The sequence below is a fragment of the Cedecea sp. genome, from assembly GCF_036500665.1.
In the GTDB taxonomy this organism is placed as follows: domain Bacteria; phylum Pseudomonadota; class Gammaproteobacteria; order Enterobacterales; family Enterobacteriaceae; genus Cedecea.
On sequence record NZ_DASYBS010000023.1, the window covers coordinates 1 to 3575 of the forward strand.

5 protein-coding genes are annotated in these 3575 nt (G+C 46.8%); 2 read left to right on the forward strand and 3 right to left on the reverse strand.

Annotated elements, in window-relative coordinates:
• Positions 1 to 255 precede the first annotated feature (255 nt).
• Complete coding sequence (locus tag VGM55_RS03580) at positions 256 to 537, reverse strand: type II toxin-antitoxin system RelE/ParE family toxin (protein WP_331634601.1); 282 nt, start codon at positions 535 to 537, stop codon at positions 256 to 258.
• The gene (locus tag VGM55_RS03585) at positions 527 to 778 is read right to left on the reverse strand and encodes a type II toxin-antitoxin system Phd/YefM family antitoxin (protein WP_331634602.1); all 252 of its coding nucleotides are present in this window, start codon (positions 776 to 778) and stop codon (positions 527 to 529) included. Before VGM55_RS03585 ends, VGM55_RS03580 begins: the two co-directional genes overlap by 11 nt.
• Before the next feature lie 451 nt (positions 779 to 1229).
• Between VGM55_RS03585 and VGM55_RS03590 the strand changes: the two genes are divergently transcribed.
• Both VGM55_RS03590 and VGM55_RS03595 read left to right on the forward strand, forming a co-directional pair.
• Positions 1230 to 1847 carry an ORF6N domain-containing protein gene (locus VGM55_RS03590; RefSeq protein WP_331634603.1) on the forward strand — a complete coding sequence of 206 codons (618 nt, stop codon included), beginning with the start codon at positions 1230 to 1232 and terminating at the stop codon, positions 1845 to 1847.
• Positions 1848 to 2181: 334 nt separating this feature from the next.
• Entirely contained in the window at positions 2182 to 2952 is a 771-nt protein-coding gene (locus VGM55_RS03595; RefSeq protein ID WP_414648190.1) for an antA/AntB antirepressor family protein, read from the forward strand.
• 119 nt (positions 2953 to 3071) lie between these two features.
• On the opposite strand, the gene VGM55_RS03600 is transcribed toward VGM55_RS03595, so the two are convergent.
• On the reverse strand, positions 3072 to 3575 hold a 504-nt coding region (locus VGM55_RS03600), incomplete at its 5' end, for a hypothetical protein (protein ID WP_331634605.1).

The following is a 3575-nucleotide window of genomic DNA, read 5'->3' on the forward strand; positions in this document are numbered from 1 at the left end:
GAAAGTCAGGTGACGACATATGACCGTAAGGTTAAAATATCACCAACCCTCGATCGTCCAATGGATTGACATCCGGATGCCCTCCAATACTACACAGGCACCAGCAAAATCTGGCGCCTGGCCAGGCCCCCAGGATGGAAATCGCGATAACGACACGCCGCGAGCTTATTTTTATTGTCGCTTGCACAGCCACATCTTCGCATTATGGTGGGCTGTGTGAGCAACCGAAATCCCGCAACAACCGCGATTGACCAGCTATCTTTTAGCTGCAATACCGTATACTTTATCCCCATCTCGCCTGCCGATAGCAACGACTAACAGAGTAATCTCGCTATCATTAACTTCGTATACCAGTCGATATCCAGATGAGCGTAATTTAATTTTATACCGATAGCTGCGCCCGGAAAGCCTGGCTGATGGGACATGTGGGTTATCCAGGCGTTCAGACAGTTTTTTCTTAAGTTGTTCACGAACAGGGCTCCCTAATTTTTGCCATTCTTTTAGTGCCCGGTTGTGGAATTTCAATTTATAGGTCATTGATATCCACATCCACAAACTCGCCGTTTTTCAGCCTCTCATCAGCAATGTGATTCAGTGCCGCATCTTCTGCGAGTTCCTGATAGTAGGCATAAAGCTCCGGGGGGACGCAGTAGAACGCAGGTTCGTTGCGGTTCAGGATCGCTACTGCTTCACCATCACCATCTGCCACAGTACCCATCGGATTTTTTTTGAGATCTGTAATACTAGCGGCTGTTGTGGTTAAAATCTGGTATGTCATATATCACCTCTCGCGCCTTCATTAGCGGGCAACAATAGCACTCTAAATGGTGTTTTAAAAGATGCTTTATATTATTGACACGAATTACTCTGTGGAATCAACATTCAGCGAATAGCCTACCCACTCCCTCAGACTCTGGACAAAACGCGGCACTGCACGACGAGCGAAGATGCTGGAAGCTGCTCAGGCTTGACGAGTCCGGCAATTATCGCTAGATTGCTTTGGCGAGGACTCAAAACCTCTTTAGCACGGACAGAACCAACCCCGTTAGCGTTGGATTTTTTATGCCTGTCATTAGTGGACGCAATAGTCGGCCACGTTCCGATTAATGTCGGGAGGGCGACTAATAAAATACCCGCAAGGGAAATACGTCCGCGGTTTTGCTAAGCCGTTTTGAGCCTCCCGGCACCACTCCGATAGTGGTATCTCAAAAAAATTAGCAGAGGTCACCATGACTAACCATTCTCCAGTAGAAAGCCTACCAGCTGTGGCCTTCAATGGCCTTCCAGTGATTACTTCCGAGTTACTAGCCCAGGTATACGGTACTGAACGCCAGCGCGTGACCAATAATTTCAACCGTAACAAAGAACGGTTCGTTGAAGGCAAACATTACTTCATGGCGAAGGGTGAGACGCTGGAAAATCTGAAAAACTCTTTAAGAGGTTTTCATCCCATCACCCCGAATGTTCGCAAACTCATCCTCTGGACAGAGCGCGGCGCAGCCCGCCACGCAAAAATGCTGGAAACCGATCAGGCTTGGGACGTATTCGAAAAATTAGAGGATTGCTATTTCAACAAGAAGAATCCAACCTCTCTCCCTCCCCTTCCAGCCAAGCCCAACAGTTACGACACCCGAACCCTTTGCTACAAACGCGCTGGCGTCACAGTTAACGAGCTCTCCCTTCGCGAGGATGATCTGATTATCTCTATGGAGTCATGGCTGGATTTGGCCAAAAAAAATGGCTGGGTCGTACTCAGAAGGGACGAAGCGATCGTGATGCTGACGGAGAAAATTGGTGGAGTAATGGAGGAAATTTTTAATGGATACACACAGGCGATACACAAATAAACTTAGCCGTCAACAGGCAGAATATACCAAGTGAATATACCAACAGTATACCAATAGCCTAAAAACACAAGGGGTCAGCCTAAGCTAACCCCTTGATAAATCTGGCGGAAGCGCAGAGATTCGAACTCTGGAACCCTTTCGGGTCGCCGGTTTTCAAGACCGGAGTGAACATTCGTTTTTTCAAAGCGTTATCTTTCATGCGTGATATATAACACCCATTTCGCATTGAGGTAAATCAGTATGTTACGCACTTAGCAAGACTTAATATACCAACACTTTTTGTTGACCGACTAAGGGCGTTAGAGCTATATTCTCGCTGCAGCCACATCGCTGGTTGTCGGGATTTGCAACCCGGATACCTACAAAGGCGACAAATGACGCGCCAGCGTCTTTTTTATTGTCGTTTGCACTGACACACCTAAATTATGGTGTGGCGTGCAGGGGAGCCGGAAGGCTCGCCGGGTCCTTTGTAGCCGGTATTGCAAACCCTGTACGTCTCACCACCCCAGGATTTGCAACTGAAGGTGGTGATTATCCTACTACAAAGGTAAATCACATGGCCAATCAACTCATTCCAGTCTTTAATGGTTCAATTTCTAACGAAACAGCCCTGCTCTGCGACGCTCGCAATTTACACACCTTCCTAGAAGTTGGACGCGACTTTTCCAACTGGATCCGTGAACGTATTTCTGAGTATGAACTTGCCGCAAACCTAGACTACATCATATTTACGCCAAATCTGGCGAAAACTCCTGGGCGCCGACGCAAGGAGTATCACCTCACACTCGACACAGCCAAAGAACTTGCGATGGTCGAACGCAACGATAAAGGGCGTCAGATTCGTCGCTACTTCATCGAGTGTGAAAAGCGATTACGAGAGAACCACTGTCACAGTATATCCTCCACCAGCTACGATAGTCGTACTCTCTGCTATAAACGCGCCGGTATCACCATCAACGAAATACCACTAAACGATAGTGACCTGGTCATATCCCTCGAATCATGGCTGCAGCTGGCGCAGAAAAATGGATGGGTGGTTATGCAACGAGAAGGGTTAGCCAACAAGCTCACTAATATGATTGAGAACTGCATATCAGTGAATTAGAACGTCTCACCCTTCAAGATCCAAGGTCAGATCAAGTCGCGACTAATACACCTTAGACCACACAGTCGAGCACTGTGTGGTTCCAATGACGTTTGCGAAACGAAGGTCTGTTCATCCGATCACCTGAACAGGTTAAGCCACGCTGCTCTGAATAAGTTATCGGCGTGATCAGCTTCTCTCCATAGTTCAGTTGTGTCTAAGCCTCTGTGCCCTAAAGCCCCTTCCATTGGAACAACCGCCTCATAAGCATCTATGGTATGTGTAAGCATCAATTCATCTGACAAAGGATTTATACCGGCCCTGAATAGTTGAGATGGTGTTGTATAAGGATGAATTCCTAATGCAATTTCCCTCACTTTCAAGAGATATAAGGGATTAATATCCTCCACTCTGGTTAAAGCGGCGGTATTAATAGCCACTACGTCAATTTTTCCTAAACTTCTTTCTGGTAAAATTGACCTGATTTCTCTTAAGTTACTTTCAACTGCATTGTGCATAGTGGTAGAAGTTGCACGAAGTTGGTCAATATCCCTTCCTGACAGCTTGTTGAGTACTAGTCTAAAATCGTCAGGGTGACCTTGTGCAAATTTTTCAAGCGCACTATTTGTCTTGGACATTCCCCC

Bases quoted from the DNA above. Each gene is read 5' to 3' on its own strand.
- VGM55_RS03580 (WP_331634601.1), bottom strand. From the start codon at position 537: ATGACCTATAAATTGAAATTCCACAACCGGGCACTAAAAGAATGGCAA.
- VGM55_RS03585 (WP_331634602.1), bottom strand. From the start codon at position 778: ATGACATACCAGATTTTAACCACAACAGCCGCTAGTATTACAGATCTC.
- VGM55_RS03590 (WP_331634603.1), top strand. From the start codon at position 1,230: ATGACTAACCATTCTCCAGTAGAAAGCCTACCAGCTGTGGCCTTCAAT.